Consider the following 15950-nt stretch of genomic DNA (forward strand, 5'->3'; position numbering starts at 1 on the left):
TTTCTCTACGGCAAGGCCCGCGTTCTCCCTCCGGAGGACGCGGGCCTTCGTTGTCGACGGACGTTATTTGAGATCCGGTTCTCCATGCGAAGCCTTGAACGTCCTCAGCTTCTTCTGCGCTCGCCGGTACATCGCGTAATCGAACAGATTGGCGATACAGATGATGCCCAATACGAGGAACAGGACCGGCACGAACTCGCCTTCGTTCCCCTCCGCGCCGCTCGCGATGGCGTACATGGCCCCCATGAGGATCGTCGTAACGCCCAAGGCGATTAAGTTATTGATCAGGAAGTACATCCGGGCTCTCGCGAGGCTGATCGGAAGAATCGCCGTCAGCCATTCCGTGATCAATCCGATGACGAAGCCGATGCTGCCGCTCGCCAGCAAGGTTAGCGCCCGATACTTGAACGTCGCGTCCGCGGAGTCGTAGAATAGCAGCACGACGCCCAGGAAGAGACCGAGGAAGAACGACTTCACGACATTGACGAGATTCATCTTCTCCACGATTATGTTCACCTATAGGTTGAGAGTATGGCGCAGCTTCTTCGAATACATCTTCGATACTTCGAGCTCCGCGCCGTTATCCATGCGAAGCACGTACCTGGAGTTGAACCACGGGACGATCTCTTTGACGCGCAGCAGATTGGCGAGCTGAGACTTATTGATCCGAAGGAAGCCCTTCGCGGACCACAGCGCCTCGTAATGCTGCAGCGTCTCCTTGACGAAGTACCGATTGGCTTTCGTATAGGCTGCCAGCCCGTCGGATCCCGCTTCGAGATAGACGACGTCCCTCGGCTCGATGACCGCGAACTTGTTGTCGCTTAACCCAGTCAGCGCATCGCGGTAAGGGACGTCTTCCTGCAAGCCGGAGACGAGCAGCCTCACGACGTCCATGTAGTCGATGGGTTCGAAGACGATGCACCGCTTCCCTTCCGGGAGCGCGTATCCCCGCTCGACCAGCGCCCACTCGGCGTCCTCCGCGATCTCGATCCGGTTCCTGTTCAATTCCTGCCGCAACTTGTCGTAGGCTTGGGCCGAGCACACTAATTGAACCATCGTGTCTCCTAAGGACGATTGATGAATGCGCGATTATTCTTTCATCCTATCATAGATCATGCGGATTGCGACCAACTCTTCGATGCCTTTCTCGGCATAATCGAGCGACCCGAAGTTGCCGATGAAGTACGCATCCTTCTCTTCGTCGTACAGCGCGTACGTACCCGTCGCTCCGACGGCGCCGTAGACGTCCTTCATCCCGCTCAGCTTGAGGAGGAACGACAGCTCGCCGAAGTCGAAATACATCATCCCCATCCCGTAATCGATACCCTTCTCGTAACGGTGCCGGAAGTCGGTCATCCGGCCGTACGTTTCGTCGGACAGCAAGGTTCCCCTCGTCAGCGCCTTCATGAACGTCAACAGATCGTCCATCGTCGTCACGACGCCGCCGCCCGACCAGTCGACCGATAACGCATTCCTGTCGCTCAAATCGATCTCGTCGATATAGATGCCGATCGGATCGGCCGCCGCGTCTCCGTAGAACATCAAGTAGCTGTCGTTCATGCCGAGCGGGTCGAAGATTCGCTGCTCTAGAATATCCGCGTAAGGCTTGCCTTCGATCTTCTCCAGGATGAGGCCGAGCAGAATGTAGCCCGTATCCGAGTAATGGAATTGCCGTCCCGGCAAGCCGGCCGGCACTTGGCGCTCTCGGGTGAACGCGAGCAGGTCCGCCGGCGTAAAGGTCCGATCCGGCTCGCTCTTCAGGAGCTGCAGCATTGTCGGCCCGTTCACGACAGGTCCCTCGAAATAATCGGCGACGCCCGACGTATGGCTCAGCAACTGCCCGACGGTGACTTGATCGCTATAGTCGATGCCTCCGACCACGAACAATCTATCGAGGACGTCTTCGCCCAACCAGGTCGCGATCGGATCGTCGAAGCCGATCTTGCCTTCGTCGACGAGCATTCCGAAGACGGCCGCGTTCATCGTCTTCCCGACGCTGGCCGAATGATAAGGGCTGTCCGTCCGTACCGGTTCGTCGGAGTCCCGATGCGCGGTGCCGACCGCGAATTGCTCGAAATATCCCGTCCGTTCGGAGTAGATCGTGAACATTGCGCTCGAGAGAGAATCGCTCTTCGCGACGACCTTCTCGAGATGACGCTGAATCTTCTCCGTGACCGCTTCTTCCGAGATCGGTCTGTTCATATACGCAAGCACGCCGAATCCGATCCCTCCGAGCACGACGATGCCCGCCAATACCAGCCATACGATCTTCATTCTCATCCGCCTCTCGCCCTCCGTCGGCTTGTTCTTCCCCTACTCTACCCGGCGGCGAATCGGCGTAATAGACTTATCGGCTATGCGGTCGAAAATCGGGGGTAAGGCGGCTTGAGAGGGGGGTGAACGGATGGGCGTTCTGCATGCGTAATAACGCAGAACCGCCTCTTCACGAAGAGGCGGTTTCTTGAGCGGCTTGAATTGCGCGCGACCTGAAGAACTCCGTGCCATAATAGACGAAAGCCGCGAGCGGGAACGCCATGCCGGCCGCCAACGCGGCGTTCCATCCTCCCGTTGCGTAAGCCCAGCTCCCGATCGCCGAACCGGCTGCGCCGCCGAGGAAGAATATCGCCATGAATAGCCCGTTCAACCGCCCGCGAATGTCCGGACTCATCGCGAAGAGCGCGCGCTGTCCGAGCACCAGGTTCACGGATACGCCGGCATCCAGCAACACGGCAGCCCCCGTGAGGATCGCGATTGCTTCGAAGTCGTTCCCCTGAACGATCAGCGGCAATGAGATGGACAGTATGACCGTCGCCAGCGCGATTCCCGTCGCGGGCTTCGTCCAGCCTCCGTCTGCCAATCGCCCGGCGAACGGGGCGGCCGCAGCTCCGGCGACGCCGGCTAACGCGAACAAAGCCATGTCTTGCTGCGAGAAGCCGTAGGCAGGTCCGGTCAACCGTAACGTTACCGTCGTCCAGAACAAGCTGAACGTTGCGAACGAGCAGGCTTGATAGATCGCCCGCCGCCTCAGCACCGGGGTCGCGCGAAGCAAGCGCCACATCGATCCGACGATTGCCGCATAGCGAACATTCGCCGAGGATCGCCGCTCGGGCAAAGCCCTCCCCAATACGATCGCCAACAGGAACGTCAAGGCGGCGGACAGGGCGTATACGGCGTGCCAGCCGAACGAATCGGCTACCAGGCTCGCGATCGGGCGCGCCAGCATGATGCCGAGCAACAAGCCGCTCATGACGTTGCCGACCGTTCGGCCGCGGGAGGATTCGGGGACCAGCGTCGAAGCTAGCGGCACGAGCACTTGCGCGGCGACCGCGCCAAGCCCGATGGCTATCGAAGCTCCCAGTAAGGGCAACGCTTCGTTCGACAGGGCCATGGCGGCGAGCGCGCTACCCGCGAGCAACAACAAGAGGACGATCAGCTTGCGATTCTCGACGATGTCCGCCATCGGCACGATGAACAGCAAGCCGGCGGCATACCCGATCTGCATAACGGTGACGATCAAGCCGGATCCGCTTGCCGACATTCCGACCGAAGCCCCGATTTCCCCGATCAAGGGCTGCGCATAGTACAAATTCGCCACGATGATGCCGCAAGCGGCGGCCAGCAGCAATGTTAACCCTGCCGTCAGGCTCCTCCGGCCCGCCGGTACGGTAGTTTCCTCGGCTCTCTTCATGGTCGTTCCTCCGTCTCTTTTTAAATACTGAACGTTTAGTTCATTAATTAGATAACTAGATAATATACTGAACGTATAGTTTTGTAAATAGCGACTTTCTTTCTCCCTCCGCCATTCGTATACTGAACGTATAGTTTCATTTATCTAGCCTGACTACAGGAACGAAAGGCGTCGATTCCGATGAATAGCAAACGAGGCAGACCGCGTAACGTCGAAGCGCAGCACGCGATTCTTGCCGCCTCCTACGCGTTATTGCTGGAAGGCGGATTCCAGGCCGTCACGGTCGACAAGATCGCCGATCGTGCCCAAGTAAGCAAAGCGACGATCTACAAATGGTGGCCCAATAAAGCGGCGGTCGTCATGGAAGGCTATCTTCACGCCGCGACGGCCCGGTTGCCGGTGCCCGATACGAGCTCGGCGATGGCGGATTTAAGGGTCCACGCCTCGAATCTGGCCGGGTTCTTAACGAGCCGGGAAGGGAAGATCATTACGGAGTTGCTCGGCGAAGGGCAATTCGACGCCGGGTTGGCGGAAGCCTATCGGACGAGGTTCTTCGCGCCGCGACGGCTTGAGGCCAGAGGGTTGCTGGAGAAGGGCGTTCGACTGGGGGAATTGAAGCCGGGACTGGACGTCGACGTCTGCATCGACCTCCTCTACGGACCGATCTTCTACCGTCTGCTCGTGACGGGCGCGACGTTGGACGAGGCTTACGTCTCGCGTCTGATCGACTTCGCGTTCGAAGGGCTTCGCTCGGAGTAAAGAATTCGGGCGAAGAAAAAGGCAAAGAAGGATTGTTCCCTTCTTCGCCTTATGTTTGCCTATTCGATTCTCACGCTCGCAATGTCTTCAGCGCGCCGCTCCAGGCGACGACTTGGCTAAGCATATTGTTGACCGATGTTTCCTGCTTCTCCCCGGGCTTGAGAACGGAGAAGTTCTCGAAGTCGTGGAACAGCGACAACGATACCGAAGCTTGCACGTCCGCCATCCGAAGCTCGCCCACGATCTGGCGCAGATGCTCGACCGCCCGCGTGCCTCCGGCGCTGCCGTAGCTAACGAAACCGGCAGCCTTGTCGTTCCATTCGCGGTACAGGTAATCGATCGCGTTCTTCAGCGCGGCCGTCGTGGAATGGTTGTATTCCGGCGTGACGAACACGTAGCCGTCGAAGCCCTTGATCTTCTCGGACCAAACCTGCGTATGTTCATGCTTGTACGATCCGACGGCAGGCGGAACCGGCTCGTCGTAGATCGGCAGGTTGAACGCCGCGATATCCACGATCTCGTATTCGGCGTCGCCGCGCTTGGACGCGATGTCGTGCACCCAACGGGCGACGTCCAATGCCTTGCGTCCCGGACGCGTGCTTCCCACGATGATGGCGATCTTGCTCATGTATGATTCCTCCCGCTATGTGCGTGGGTATCCGCATTATCGCGCGCTCTCTCGGACGTTAGAGTCGAAGAAGCCGGCGAACAACCGGATATCCCCAGCAATATCGTAGCCCACGAGGAAACTTATGGCAAGACGGCCGAATTAATATTGACCTTTGATCACGAAGAACGTTCCCCGAATCGTTCCGGCCAGCTTGGACTTCTGCCTCGCGAACTTGAACTTCTTCTCTTCGAGCTCCTTCGGCACTTCCATTCCTTCCGAGAGCTTGAAGCCGACGGCCCGCTTCTTCGGATCGTCCAACGTGTACAAGACGTTGACCCCGAGACCGTCTTCGTAGAAGACGAACGTCCACACGATATTGTCCACTTCGACGCGCGACGTCTCGAGCGGCTTGGCCGCGAATGCGATGCCGCGCTCTTCTTGCAAGATCCGGTTCACGTAATCCAGCGTATCCCGGCTCTCGCTCGCCGGCACGACGGTGAAGACGTGCTTATATTTATTCATGAAGTAACGGGCTTCGTTCGCGCGCAACCCGGCAAGCGCTTCGGCTACCGGAGAAGACTCCAATCCGACAGTAGACACCTTTACGAAATCAACGACATACGACATGTTCATGCCTCCGTTTCCAATTGTCTAACGTTCATCGGACACCTTTTGGTGACATTTTTATTATAGGACACCATTCGGTGTCTTGTCAACGAATTCTCATCTCGCCTCGCTTCTCATGGTCTCTCGTTGCAGAAAAGCGATCAGGTTCTCGTTCGTCATCGGCTTGGCGAAATAATACCCTTGCATGTAGTCGCAACCGATCGCGCGGGCCAACTGGATATGTCCCTCCGTCTCCACGCCTTCGATCACGATATGTTTGCCGATCTGCTGCAAGGAGCGGGACAACGCCTGAATAATGACGAAAGTCGATTGGCAATCCGAGGCTCGGTACAACAAAGATTTATCGATCTTGATTCCCTTGAAGGGCAAGTGAATAATGTTCGATAAGTTAGAATAGCCCGTCCCGTAATCATCCAAGCTAAACTGAATGCCGCGACGATTGAAACCGTTCATGACGTCGTTGATCTTGTCGAAATTATCGATCACTACGCTTTCCGTGATTTCAAGATGAATGCGAGAAGGATCTATACGTTGTTGCAGAAGTACATGTTCTACTTCCCCGACCATATTGTCGTTCATCATTTGTATGGGCGAAATATTGATATTGATATGCTGAAACGCGATGCCTTCGCTTTCCAGCCGTTTGATCGTTCTGCATACTTGCTCCAGCAACACTTCGCCCAAGCGGCCGATAAGCCCTTTTTCCTCCGCTATCGCGATGAATTCCGGCGGCGAAATCGGTCCCAGCTCCGGACTGGTCAGTCTGGCCAACGCTTCGAATACGGGATAGCTGTCGGTGTCGGCATGATAAATAGGCTGATACACCACGTCCAGCTCGCGCTTGCGAATGATCAGCTTCAAATACTCGTATACTTTATTTTTGCGGCGCATGCGTTCCAACGCTTCGTTATTGATCGTAATCCTGCTGCTCTTATGCAGGGACTTCTGCTCGCGAATGCAATATTCCAGTACATGAACCGTATCTTCGAGCGTATCCGTCACTTCGGGAATATCGAGCTCGGCGATCGTGGCGCTGACCGTAAGCTTAATTCCTTCTATGGCCCAATGCCGGAACATGCGCTCGCCGATCGTTTCGACTAACCCCTGATTCTCGTTAACCGAAGTCAATAGCGCAAACTCGTCGCCCGATAGACGGAACACTTGCGCATCCGGCCGCAAATTCATCAAATAATAGGCCACTGCTTGCAGAACGCGATCCCCGATCCGCTCGCCGTATTGGTTATTGATGGTTTTAAATTCGATTAGGCTTACAAGAACGATTTTACGCGGGCTGCCGTCCTCCAAGCGCATGCTTACGACTTTGGCGAAAGCGCGACGGTTCATCGTGCCCGTCAAATCGTCCTCCAGTATTTTTTTGTTCTGAATATACAAGTAAGAAATGACCAAGGATGCCGTCGCGGCCGTACTCGAAATCAAGATATGAGGATAGTAATATTCGACCGTTACGAAAATCAGGCACAGAACGGGGAACGACAAAATAACAAGGCTCAAACTTCTCGATAATCTATGCCGCGCGAAAATCAAATTAACGAATACGATCACGATGTACACGGCCGGTACGGCGTACATTAAGCTATACAGCGGTCCGCTTATGACTTCGTAATCGTCCGAAACCTTATAGATGATTCCCGTAAAAGGCGAACTCGCGATCATCAGCGCAAAAGCGACATAAATCCATGCCGTGAATCGTATCCACTTGAAAAAAACTTCTTTGCTCGTCCAAACGATCGAAATCGTGTAGTAGAAAAAGAGGGGCGCGATTACGGTCATCGCGATTCTGCTTGCCACATTGAACAACTCGACCAAAAACAAAGGGTACTTGGACATCTCCATGTTCAAAGCTACCGATGCCATCAAGGTGATCATAGATGCAATGGTAGTCAACAATGAAATGCGGAACATCTGATTTTGGATTGTCTTTATACCGCCGTATTCCCTGGAATAGATCAGTATAATGATTGCAATTACAATCGCGCTATAGATCGGTCCGGCATTCCATTCCATGGTAGTCCCTCTTTGGATTTTTCTTAAATTTTACCACAATTAGTTGCCGGGCGGCTTATCCCAAATGACAAAAACGGGCCATCCCGCGAAGGATAGCCCGAATAGGATTCAACGGAATCGGAACTCGTTGAGCCCCGCCTTCAACGGATAACTCTCGCGAGCCCATTCGAGCGTGCCGGGTAATCCTTCGGGAAGCGTAGCCTCAATTAGCCAAAGATTGCCCGCGTACTCTACCCTCGCTTCGATAAAGCCGTTCGCGTGCGGAAGCTTGCCGTGCACGTACGTTAACGTTCCCGGCTGCGGACGAATGACGACCGATGCGAAGCCCATCGACGCCGGACGAATGCCGAGCAGGTTCGTATAGGCATGGTAAATCGGGTGAGCGCCCCAAGCATGGCAATCCGAACGCGTATCGTCCAGGAAAATTTCCGGCGTCGTCTTCAGACCGCGCTCCTCCATGCCGAACCAAGGCTCGAGTCTCGCCATTAGCGTATCGATGCGTCCGGATGCAGCAAGCGCTTCGAACGTGTAATGGTCGAAGTAAATGCTTGTACGCATCAAGTCGGGTGCCGGTGCCCCCCATACTTCAGGCACGATACGGCTTATGAGTCTAGGGGATACGGACTCGCACAGGATGGCCAACACCTGGGCATGCTCGGAATAATACCGATGCCCGGTGTCGTCCGCGAACAGCTCTCTCTCCTCGTTCCAGAACAGCCGCTCGACGACTGCGCCCAGCTCCTCGGCTAGCCGCGTCGCCCTCGCTGCCAGCTCAGTCTCCCCCAAGTAGGCTTCGATCTTCGCCGTCAGCTCCAAGACATGAACGATGAGCAGATTGAAGGCCGCGTTCAATCGATCCGGTCCATGCGGCGGCTCGCCATCGCTCCACCCTTCCGAAGGCGCGGTCTGCCAGTCCATGAAGTTCCAGGATACCGGCAGCTTCACCGCCCCGTTCGCCGAGCGGTTGCAGAGGAGCCGCTCCAGCTCGTCCCGTACGCTGGACATCATGACTCGAATCCATTCGCGGTCGCCTCTCCACAGGGCGAAATCATAGACCATCGCCACCCACCACAAGGAGAAGGAGGAGATATGCTTGCCGCCGTGTTCCGGGTACGCGCAGTTCACGAGCCCCAGATGGTTGCTTCGGGAAGCCCGGAACATGTCCAGCGCCTTGCGCGGCAAGCGATCGTCGACCGTGCTTATATAGGTGATCAGCGACTGTATTCGCGTATCGCCCACGTACATGAGCTGTTCCCAATAGGGGCAATCCATGTACGTCTCGTGCGCGCACATCTGCAGCGTCCGGAAGGAAGCCGCGAAGACGTCGTTCAGGCGTTCGTCGCTGGTCGTTATCCAGCCCTCCATCGCGAGCGGATATCTCGTCTCCAGAAGCCTCAATTCCTTAAGGCATAGCGGTTCGCCTTCCGTCTCCACGATCAGCTCGGCATACCGTCCCGCGTGCCACCACAACGTATCGAACGACCGATCGGATCCGCCGTCCGGACGGAACGTATCGCCGACGCCGCGGAACCATTTGCCCGCGACGTCGTCCCGGTTCGTCTTGCGGTGGCCTTGCGCCTCGTCGTACATGGACTCCTCCCAGCTGAGCCGAATGACGGAGCCTCTCCCTCCCGATACGACAAGCTCCGGATACAGACAATAATAATCGCCTAGATCGACAATGACTCGTCTTCGGGTATAAGCCGGTACATCTACCGGTCGGCCGGCAAGAAGCCCTTTCCAGCTCCCATAATCGTCCGATAGGTCGCGGCTTGCGTCGATCGGCTGTCCGTCCGCCTCCGCCACGCCGGCTTGCTCGATAAAGCGTATTGCGGCCGGGTAGAAGCTTATCTCCCGCATGGCAGGCAACGTAGCCGGGCGCATGAGGCGCTGCGTCGCCGAGTAGTGGTATTGGTCCGTTCGAAGGTAGACATGCTCTCCAAGCTGCGCGGGAACCCAACCGCCGCCTTCCCCCGACATCGCGTCCCAATCGAAGGAACGACCGTCGATATCCAGCTTCCCGCCCGTACCGATGCCGGAAGGCGTCGGTACGACGCGATAACCCGGCATTGGCTTCGTTTCCCACCGGGCGATTCCGGTACCCATCAGCGGCGCGAGCGCCTCCTCTTCGGGACTTAGCAGGAATCCATGCCGCACGCTTACCTGCGCCCATGGCCTGTGCGCTCCGAGCGCCCAACAGCGCGCGATCCATTGATGTTCTCCGGCAGCGATCTCGACTTCATACGTCTCGTAGAACCAATTGCAGCGGTCTCCCCGTTCGCTCCCTCGGCCGATCCGGTTACCGTCTAGATACAGATCATATCGTTCATCGCCGGATACCCGTACCCGTACGCGGAGAACCTCGCTCACCGTGAACTTGCAACGATAGACCGCGACGAGCGGAGGTTGTCCGTCATCCACGCAATGTACCCAACGGCATGCCCAATCCGGCTTCTGTTCCCATGGCTTGCCCATTCGCTCTCCTCCTGATGTCCGTTCGATATCAGGTTTACCCTACCGATTAACGTCTTCCTCATCAATCTACATTTTTTTGCTGGATTAACATGCGCGCGATACTATAATGAAGCTATGCGACCTAAGGAGTGACAGGATGAGTAAGCGACCGCGCAATACCCCGACGATGTTCGCGTTAGGAATGCTGGCGATGATGATCCCAAGCCAAGCATTCGGAGCTTTCTACTTCTACTATTACGTCGACACGCTAGGCCTCGGCGTCGCGCTCGCGACGATCGCGCGCACCGTGTTCCTCGTCTGGGACGCCGTGAACCAGCCGCTTGCCGGCTACTTGTCCGATTGCACGCAATCGCGCTTCGGCCGACGGCGACCGTGGCTATTCGGCGCGATTCCGCTGTTCATGCTGTCCTTCGTTATGGTGTTCAGCCCGCCGAAGGAGTTGTCGGAGGCCGGACTGTTCACGTGGTTCCTGATAGCGCTCGTGTTCTTCGAGGCAGTATCGACGGTCATCTGGGTGAACTACGGCGCGCTGTTCCCGGAGCTGTTCAAGGGCAACCGGCTACGGGCGAAGGCGTCGGCGATTCAGCAAGGCTATCAGATCGTGGCGATCCTAATCGGCACGGCCGCGACGCCGATCTTGTTCGATGCCATCGGCTACGGCAACATGTCGATCGTGTACGCGCTTATTTTCTGCGGGCTCATGCTGTTGTTCCTCGCGAACATCCAAGAAGACGCGGAAGCCCAGAAGGCGCCGCAGATGCGAATGAAAGACGCGTTCAAGATGACGTTCCGCAACAAACCGTTCTGGATCTTCAACATCGCCAATTCCTTCGCGCAAACCGTGAACGGACTGCTCGCTTCGACCATTCCCTTCTACGCCAAATACGTGCTGGACATTCCCGAAGCCCAGAACACGATCTTGTTCGCTTCGGTCTTCGTCTCGGTTATTCCGCTCGTCGCGGTATGGTATTGGATCATGAATAAGGTGGATCCGGTCAAAGGCTGGCGAATCTCGTTGCTCGCTTACGCCCTGTCGGTCATTCCGCTCTGGTTCGGTTCGAACCTGATCGGCGGCATTCTGGCCGGCATCTTGGTCGGCTTCGGGCTGGCCGGCTTCCTCGTGACGCCGCCGGTCGTAAGCAGCCTTATCATCGACCGCGATTACGAGAAGACGGGCAGCAGAAGGGAAGGCATCTATACCGCGGTCGGCGGGTTCGTTACCCGCTCCAGCGGCTTGATCGCGGCGGTCGCGTTCCTGATCGTCGGCCTCGTCTTCGGCTACGAGAGCGGGGACGATCCGGGACCCGATCCCGAATCGACGTTCCGTTACTTGATCAGCGTCATCCCGTTCGGCCTGCTCTGCATCTCCTTCCTCGTATCGCTGTTCATGACAATCGAAAGGAAGAAGGCCCATGAGTCCTAAGCTGCTCATCGTTAACTGCGACGACTTCGGCCAGAGCCCGCCTATGAACGCTGCGATCATGCATCTGCTCGAGGAGCGCAAGGTGTCGTCCGCGACGCTGATGGCGCCGGCGCCGGGTTTCCGGGAAGCCGCGGAGTGGAGCGCGAAGAAAGGGCTGGATAATATCGGCCTCCATCTGACGTTGACGAGCGAGTTCGACGCGATCCGCTGGCGCAGCCTGACCGGGCATCCTTCGCTGCACGACGACAGCGGGTACATGCACCATACGGTCGCGGAGTTCGAGCGGAAGGCCGACACGGTTGCCGTCATGGCGGAGCTGCGCGCCCAGTACGACGCGGTGCGAGGGTACGGCATTCGGATTACCCATGCCGACAACCATATGGGCAGCTTATACGGAACGGCAACGGGAAGAAGCCATATTCCGCAAGCGCTGCGGCAATGCGCCAAGTGGGGCGTGCCGTTCCGGTTGTTCCGTAACGTGCACCCGGAAGATCCGCTTCTGGCCGGCATTCCCGGCGTCGAACGTATCGTCGCCAAGGCGTCGTCGCTCGCGGGCGTGCTCGGGGTCCCGGTTCCGGATTATCTGCTCTCGCATCCGTTCGAGGTATTGCCGGGCGAGACGTACGAGACGTTCAAGCAGTCGCTGATCGCCAAGCTGTATCGGCTGCCCGATGGCATTAGCGAGACGTACATCCATCCGGCCATCGACGATGCCGCTATGCAGGCGGGCGTTCCTCATTGGGAGAAAAGAGTGTGGGAGTACCGGCTGATGCTGGACGACGACTTCGGCTACGCGATCCGCGACGCCGGAGTGATGCTTACCGATTACCGGTATATCCAGAAGCACGGTAAAGTATCGAGGCTCAAGTCGGCGTGGACGCTGGCGAGGGAGTTACTGCGGAGATAATCGATGGAATAGGTCAACATAAGAACCCGTCGGAAGCCCAACTCCCGACGGGTTTTCATTTGCTTATCACCCGACCATGCAAGCCGAATGCCCATGCGTTCCTTCGACGTCATGCCCTTCCTTGCGCCAATACTCGATGCCGCCGAGCATCTCCTTCACCCGGAAGCCGAGGGCGGACAAGCGAGCCGCGGCTTTCGTGCCGCCGTTGCATGCCGGGCCCCAGCAATAGACGACGATGAGCTGCTCCTTGGATAACGCGGCGGTCGTCTCCGCGCTGATCCCGCTCGACGGAAGATTGATCGCGCCGGGCACATGGCATTCCTCGTAGGCTTGGGCGCTGCGGACGTCGGCGAGGACGAAGTCGGCGACGCCGTTCTTCATGTCGTAACGCACGTCCGATACGTCCGTCTCCACGGCAAGCTTGTTCATATAATGGCGATGCGTATGTTCGGGGGAAGCGGCCGGCGTCTCCAGTACGAGAGAGCGAATCGTTGTCATTAGATTGACCTCCAATAGCGATATCATTTGATTGACATCACTATAGCACGGCCTCGACTAATGGAGTTATCGATAGAATTCTATTCGAGACATCAATGATTTCGATAATTCATGGTTTCCGGGAATCCAGAACGAACATCGACGCGTCTTGTCCCATGAAGATACGGCTTCCTTCGTAGAAGGTTCTGGACCGAATATCGCCGCAACGCCGGCTTCTCCGGCAACTCCATGCATCGCGTTATTCGAATACGGGAACAGCCTCCACGTAGGATTCTCCGGGCCGACCGCTCGTGTAATCGATCGTACGCTCGCTCATGTTCACTTCGTAGAACCTTACGCCCGCATCGGCCATGTCCCGTAGGAACGCCGAGAACGGCGTTCGGTGCTGCTGATGGTGCTCCAACCCCCGCTTCACGGCATCGGCTTGGAACCTCTCCGCCACCTGAAGCGCCGCGTACGACGGGTCGTGCGGCTCCTCGTACTGTGCGCCCGTCCCACGGAACAAGGTGCTTCCGTCGACGAGGCTTGTCCGGTAGGATACGACGCCCGCGCCGAGCAACTCCTGGAACGTTCTCGGATATGGCCACTTCTCGCTCTTGGACACCCGGCTGATTCGTTCGACTTCTTCGATATTCATCTCTCATCCGCTCCTCTCGCCATTAGGATAACCGGAGGAGAGTCCGATCCATTGTAAAAATGCGACATTCAGGGCGAAATTCGAAATTTCTCCGCGGCGTGCAGTTGCCCGGGCGTCAGACCGGTTCTCTTGCGAATCTCCTTGATCAGATGCGATTGGTCGAAGTAATCGGCGTCATGCGCGATCCGCGTGAGGCTGTCGGAAGACGGCAGCGCCCGCAGGACGTGCCGGAACTTCGCGATCTGCCCGAGCGTCTTCGGCGGAATGCCGATTCTCTCGGCGAACCGACGCTCGAATTGCCTTCTGCCCAAGGTCGACTCTTCCGCCAATTCGCCCACGCGAACGGAGCCGTTCGTCTGACGGATGCGATTCACGGCCCACTCCGCCCAAGGATCGATCGGAATGTCCTTCACGAGCTGCCAGATCGACTCCTCCATGTAAGCGAGGAACTCTCTGGGATCGTTAGCCTGCAGCTCCGGTAGCCGCTCCAACACCGCCCGCGATATCCCGCAATCGGCGAGCGCGACGCTCGACTCCGCGATCTCCTTCGGACTGAATAACTTCCATCCGTACAACGCTTCCGGCTTGAAGTAGACGAGGACCGACGAGAAGGCGGCGGTGTTGCGGAACGTCTTCGGGAGCCGATGAATCCCGGTTACTCCCGCCGACGTCAACGGCTCCGGCTGCCCGCCATTCACGAGAGAGGTGCGGCCCACCGCCTGGAACCCCATGACGGGATACAGATCCGGGTACACCGTGAACGGTTCGCCCGCTCCGTCCCCGTACCATGCCAGCTTATCGACGTAAGGCGCCAACCGCTTCGAGCGCAGGACGATCATTACTGAAGCTTCCCTTCGCGCAGCAGCTCGACGGACTTCTCGACGCGCCGCTGCCGCGTCTCCGCGCTCTTGGCCCCTTCGATGTTCAAGACGAATCGGCGCTTGTTGCTATAGGACAACGCATCGAAGAATCGCCGAGCCTCCGGATCAAGGTCCAACTTGTCCGCCAAGTCCTGCGGCACCTCTAACTCCCGCGGCGCGGTGTCCAGCGCGAGCTCGACTTCGATCTCGTCGCCGGCCTGAATGCCCGCTCCGGTCCGGTTCTCCTGGCTGACCGGCAGCATGAACCTGCCGCCCATCGACGCGACCGTGCTGCGGTACGTGTAAGAACCGATCGTCACCGTTACCGGCGGTTTCTTGCCGGCGCCGAGCGCCTCGACGATTTCGTCCGGCACTTGAATGCCGGTCGCGGTCTTCTTGCTGAGCTCCAGCATCGCTTTGAATTTCATGAGAGTCCCTCCCTGGATCATCATGATTCGTGTTTTCGTAGCCCTACTGTAGCGCACTATCGAAATCCTGGCAATCCGGTACGCTCTTACAGGTCGTCGGTAAGCGCCGAACTAGAACCATCCGCTTCCATGCGCCTCATGGACCGTAGCGACAACCAGACGAGGCAACACACCAATACGCAACAACACATGTACATCAGCCAATACAGCCATAGCGCCACATGAATGTTCAAGATATCCAAGCGGATCAACAACAGGTTCGCGGCGGCAATAACGGCCAATCCCCCGATTTTCGGCCATACGCCCCGATAACGGTAGACGACCCATGCAAGGATCAACGCCTTGAAGAAGCCCGCGATTGCCCCGGCGAACAGATCGTCTCGGTAGACGTCATCGAATACGCCCGGCTGAAAGGTTCGTACGCCGGACACCGCGAGCAGGTAGATGAATGTTCCCGCCAAGCTCCAGGCCGCCATCCACAACGATACGAATACATACCGCGGGCAACCTTCGCGCAGCTTGCGCATCCAGAACTTCGCCAAGGAGAAGAAGAAGACGAGCGTTGCTACCGTATACCCGACTCGCCACCAGTGCAACTCATACACCCGTATGTGAACGAACAGCCATTCGATGCCGCCCAGGCCGAAGGCGAACAGCAGAATCCACCGCGTGCGCAACCGGAGCGCCGCGATTAATGTCGCGACCACAGGCACGACGAACAAGTTGGAGACGAGCGCTCCGAGCGTATTGTCGTAGTAAGGAATCGGGAGGACGCCCGGCTTATATTCGTAAGAATCCCACAGGATGAATATGAAGAACTCGAAGACGAAGATCATGCCCGAGTACGATAACGACAGAACGGCAGGCCATCGGCTTCGGAATCGGACGAGCAGCGCGCACAGCGTGATAGACGAAGCGGCGGCTATGATTGCGAAGGGAACGAAATTCGGCAAAACGGCAACCCTCCATCGTTTACGATAAGGATATTGTTGCCGTTGCGAGAAGGAACATTC

Annotated in this window: 16 protein-coding genes; 3 read left to right on the plus strand and 13 right to left on the minus strand. The window is 57.4% G+C overall.

What is annotated here, in order from left to right:
• Nucleotides 1–63 precede the first annotated feature (63 nt).
• The 4 genes from ACFQZG_RS24480 to ACFQZG_RS24495 form a co-directional block, all read right to left on the minus strand.
• Complete coding sequence (locus tag ACFQZG_RS24480) at nucleotides 64–495, minus strand: hypothetical protein (RefSeq protein ID WP_378157404.1); 432 nt, start codon at nucleotides 493–495, stop codon at nucleotides 64–66.
• A 21-nt stretch (nucleotides 496–516) separates the two neighbouring features.
• On the minus strand, nucleotides 517–1056 hold the full coding sequence (locus ACFQZG_RS24485) for a LytTR family DNA-binding domain-containing protein (RefSeq protein WP_378157374.1): 540 nt from the start codon (nucleotides 1054–1056) through the stop codon (nucleotides 517–519).
• 33 nt (nucleotides 1057–1089) lie between these two features.
• Nucleotides 1090–2280, minus strand: coding sequence for a serine hydrolase domain-containing protein (locus ACFQZG_RS24490; RefSeq protein WP_378157376.1), 1191 nt, complete (start codon nucleotides 2278–2280; stop codon nucleotides 1090–1092).
• Between the two features lie 163 nt (nucleotides 2281–2443).
• The gene (locus ACFQZG_RS24495) at nucleotides 2444–3688 is read right to left on the minus strand and encodes an MFS transporter (protein WP_378157378.1); all 1245 of its coding nucleotides are present in this window, start codon (nucleotides 3686–3688) and stop codon (nucleotides 2444–2446) included.
• 180 nt (nucleotides 3689–3868) lie between these two features.
• Here ACFQZG_RS24495 and ACFQZG_RS24500 point away from each other — a divergent pair, with 180 nt between their 5' ends.
• Nucleotides 3869–4447 carry a TetR/AcrR family transcriptional regulator gene (locus ACFQZG_RS24500; RefSeq protein WP_378157380.1) on the plus strand — a complete coding sequence of 193 codons (579 nt, stop codon included), beginning with the start codon at nucleotides 3869–3871 and terminating at the stop codon, nucleotides 4445–4447.
• Between the two features lie 70 nt (nucleotides 4448–4517).
• Here the strand turns inward: ACFQZG_RS24500 and ACFQZG_RS24505 are convergent, their stop codons facing one another.
• The 4 genes from ACFQZG_RS24505 to ACFQZG_RS24520 all read right to left on the minus strand — a co-directional run bounded on the left by ACFQZG_RS24505 (nucleotide 4518) and on the right by ACFQZG_RS24520 (nucleotide 10184).
• Nucleotides 4518–5075, minus strand: coding sequence for an NADPH-dependent FMN reductase (locus ACFQZG_RS24505; RefSeq protein ID WP_378157382.1), 558 nt, complete (start codon nucleotides 5073–5075; stop codon nucleotides 4518–4520).
• A gap of 141 nt (nucleotides 5076–5216) precedes the next feature.
• A complete protein-coding gene (locus tag ACFQZG_RS24510; protein WP_378157383.1) occupies nucleotides 5217–5684 on the minus strand; it encodes a phage tail protein in 468 nt (155 codons plus the stop codon).
• 96 nt (nucleotides 5685–5780) lie between these two features.
• Nucleotides 5781–7493 carry a putative bifunctional diguanylate cyclase/phosphodiesterase gene (locus ACFQZG_RS24515; protein ID WP_378157385.1) on the minus strand — a complete coding sequence of 571 codons (1713 nt, stop codon included), beginning with the start codon at nucleotides 7491–7493 and terminating at the stop codon, nucleotides 5781–5783.
• 324 nt (nucleotides 7494–7817) lie between these two features.
• Nucleotides 7818–10184 (minus strand): alpha-L-rhamnosidase-related protein, encoded by a 2367-nt coding sequence (locus tag ACFQZG_RS24520; RefSeq protein ID WP_378157386.1) that lies wholly within the window; start codon nucleotides 10182–10184, stop codon nucleotides 7818–7820.
• 136 nt (nucleotides 10185–10320) lie between these two features.
• Here ACFQZG_RS24520 and ACFQZG_RS24525 point away from each other — a divergent pair, with 136 nt between their 5' ends.
• Nucleotides 10321–11607 carry an MFS transporter gene (locus ACFQZG_RS24525; protein WP_378157387.1) on the plus strand — a complete coding sequence of 429 codons (1287 nt, stop codon included), beginning with the start codon at nucleotides 10321–10323 and terminating at the stop codon, nucleotides 11605–11607.
• Nucleotides 11597–12514 carry a polysaccharide deacetylase family protein gene (locus ACFQZG_RS24530; protein WP_378157388.1) on the plus strand — a complete coding sequence of 306 codons (918 nt, stop codon included), beginning with the start codon at nucleotides 11597–11599 and terminating at the stop codon, nucleotides 12512–12514. Before ACFQZG_RS24525 ends, ACFQZG_RS24530 begins: the two co-directional genes overlap by 11 nt.
• A 66-nt stretch (nucleotides 12515–12580) precedes the next feature.
• Here the strand turns inward: ACFQZG_RS24530 and ACFQZG_RS24535 are convergent, their stop codons facing one another.
• From ACFQZG_RS24535 to ACFQZG_RS24555, 5 genes are all read right to left on the minus strand, one after another.
• The gene (locus ACFQZG_RS24535) at nucleotides 12581–13012 is read right to left on the minus strand and encodes a rhodanese-like domain-containing protein (RefSeq protein ID WP_378157389.1); all 432 of its coding nucleotides are present in this window, start codon (nucleotides 13010–13012) and stop codon (nucleotides 12581–12583) included.
• Between the two features lie 238 nt (nucleotides 13013–13250).
• Entirely contained in the window at nucleotides 13251–13649 is a 399-nt protein-coding gene (locus ACFQZG_RS24540) for a DUF1398 family protein (RefSeq protein ID WP_378157390.1), read from the minus strand.
• Nucleotides 13650–13717: 68 nt separating this feature from the next.
• Nucleotides 13718–14488: a helix-turn-helix domain-containing protein gene (locus ACFQZG_RS24545; protein WP_378157391.1), complete on the minus strand. Its 771-nt coding sequence runs from the start codon at nucleotides 14486–14488 to the stop codon at nucleotides 13718–13720.
• Nucleotides 14488–14937: a YdeI/OmpD-associated family protein gene (locus tag ACFQZG_RS24550; protein WP_378157392.1), complete on the minus strand. Its 450-nt coding sequence runs from the start codon at nucleotides 14935–14937 to the stop codon at nucleotides 14488–14490. Before ACFQZG_RS24550 ends, ACFQZG_RS24545 begins: the two co-directional genes overlap by 1 nt.
• A gap of 86 nt (nucleotides 14938–15023) precedes the next feature.
• Nucleotides 15024–15890 (minus strand): hypothetical protein, encoded by an 867-nt coding sequence (locus tag ACFQZG_RS24555; RefSeq protein ID WP_378157393.1) that lies wholly within the window; start codon nucleotides 15888–15890, stop codon nucleotides 15024–15026.
• Between the last annotated feature and the right edge of the window lie 60 nt (nucleotides 15891–15950).

Source organism: Cohnella sp. GCM10027633, from assembly GCF_042675445.1.
Taxonomy (GTDB): Bacteria; Bacillota; Bacilli; order Paenibacillales; family Paenibacillaceae; genus Cohnella.

Coding starts and splice junctions, on each gene's coding strand:
- ACFQZG_RS24480 (WP_378157404.1), bottom strand. CDS start 495: ATGAATCTCGTCAATGTCGTGAAGTCGTTCTTCCTCGGTCTCTTCCTG.
- ACFQZG_RS24535 (WP_378157389.1), bottom strand. CDS start 13,012: ATGACAACGATTCGCTCTCTCGTACTGGAGACGCCGGCCGCTTCCCCC.
- ACFQZG_RS24520 (WP_378157386.1), bottom strand. CDS start 10,184: ATGGGCAAGCCATGGGAACAGAAGCCGGATTGGGCATGCCGTTGGGTA.
- ACFQZG_RS24510 (WP_378157383.1), bottom strand. CDS start 5,684: ATGTCGTATGTCGTTGATTTCGTAAAGGTGTCTACTGTCGGATTGGAG.
- ACFQZG_RS24525 (WP_378157387.1), top strand. CDS start 10,321: ATGAGTAAGCGACCGCGCAATACCCCGACGATGTTCGCGTTAGGAATG.
- ACFQZG_RS24550 (WP_378157392.1), bottom strand. CDS start 14,937: ATGAAATTCAAAGCGATGCTGGAGCTCAGCAAGAAGACCGCGACCGGC.
- ACFQZG_RS24540 (WP_378157390.1), bottom strand. CDS start 13,649: ATGAATATCGAAGAAGTCGAACGAATCAGCCGGGTGTCCAAGAGCGAG.
- ACFQZG_RS24485 (WP_378157374.1), bottom strand. CDS start 1,056: ATGGTTCAATTAGTGTGCTCGGCCCAAGCCTACGACAAGTTGCGGCAG.
- ACFQZG_RS24495 (WP_378157378.1), bottom strand. CDS start 3,688: ATGAAGAGAGCCGAGGAAACTACCGTACCGGCGGGCCGGAGGAGCCTG.
- ACFQZG_RS24490 (WP_378157376.1), bottom strand. CDS start 2,280: ATGAGAATGAAGATCGTATGGCTGGTATTGGCGGGCATCGTCGTGCTC.
- ACFQZG_RS24505 (WP_378157382.1), bottom strand. CDS start 5,075: ATGAGCAAGATCGCCATCATCGTGGGAAGCACGCGTCCGGGACGCAAG.
- ACFQZG_RS24545 (WP_378157391.1), bottom strand. CDS start 14,488: ATGATCGTCCTGCGCTCGAAGCGGTTGGCGCCTTACGTCGATAAGCTG.
- ACFQZG_RS24500 (WP_378157380.1), top strand. CDS start 3,869: ATGAATAGCAAACGAGGCAGACCGCGTAACGTCGAAGCGCAGCACGCG.
- ACFQZG_RS24530 (WP_378157388.1), top strand. CDS start 11,597: ATGAGTCCTAAGCTGCTCATCGTTAACTGCGACGACTTCGGCCAGAGC.